The organism is Adlercreutzia shanghongiae, assembly GCF_035830635.1.
GTDB classification, from domain to species: Bacteria; Actinomycetota; Coriobacteriia; order Coriobacteriales; family Eggerthellaceae; genus Adlercreutzia; species Adlercreutzia shanghongiae.
On sequence record NZ_JAYMFI010000033.1, the window covers coordinates 1 to 740 of the forward strand.

At 60.0% G+C, this 740-nt stretch carries 1 protein-coding gene; it reads right to left on the reverse strand.

Features of this window, described 5'->3' with window-relative positions:
• Positions 1–253 (reverse strand): twin-arginine translocase TatA/TatE family subunit (gene tatA / locus VJ923_RS11515; protein WP_326441618.1); only part of this gene is annotated, 253 nt, incomplete at its 3' end.
• Between the last annotated feature and the right edge of the window lie 487 nt (positions 254–740).

Here is a 740-nt window from a genome sequence, read left to right on the forward strand (position 1 = left end):
TCTTGACGACCTTCTTCACCGTCTTCTTCGGGGCAGCGGGCTCGTCGTCCTCAACCTCGATGACCTCCTCGACGACTTCCTCGTCGGCAGCCTCCTCGACGTCCTTCTCGCCGGCGCCCATGCCCTCGCGCAGGTTCTTCACGGTCTTGCCGAGCGCGCTGCCGAGTTTGGGCAGGTTCTTCGGGCCAAAGATGAGCAGAATGACGACCAGGATGATGAGGAGCTCGGGAACTCCCATGCCCAGAATCTTCATGCAATTCCTCCCATTGGGTCGGGCAAGGAGCTTCCTTGCCTGCTGACTGGCGCCTTTAAGGCGTTGCGCCCGGGTCTTTCCGCGCGCGTTTAAGTGCGCGGGCAATGGTAACACAAACCCCCACACCGAGCCCTGTTTCGCACAAATACTTCAACGACGCAGCATTCCGCAAGGCCCGGGCGGCCGCCGCCTCTCCGTGAACCGCGCAGCCGCGCACTCCGCTACGTAAGTGCCCGCCCCGTCCACAAACCATGCAAAAGTATGCTTTGCGTCGGGCAATCCATGCAAAAGTGGCCCCAACGCCAGCCTGAGCGGAAGATGGTTGCACTTTTGTATGGATAAGTCCTCGGCGAGGGTGAGCGCTTGGATGAGGGGGGGTGTTCCTATAGTTTTGTCAACTGATTTCCTCGATTGATTTTCACCAAGAAGGCAATGCTGGCGCAGGACCCACGAGCCCTGCGCTTTTCTATGGGGGAGGGCCGGCTAG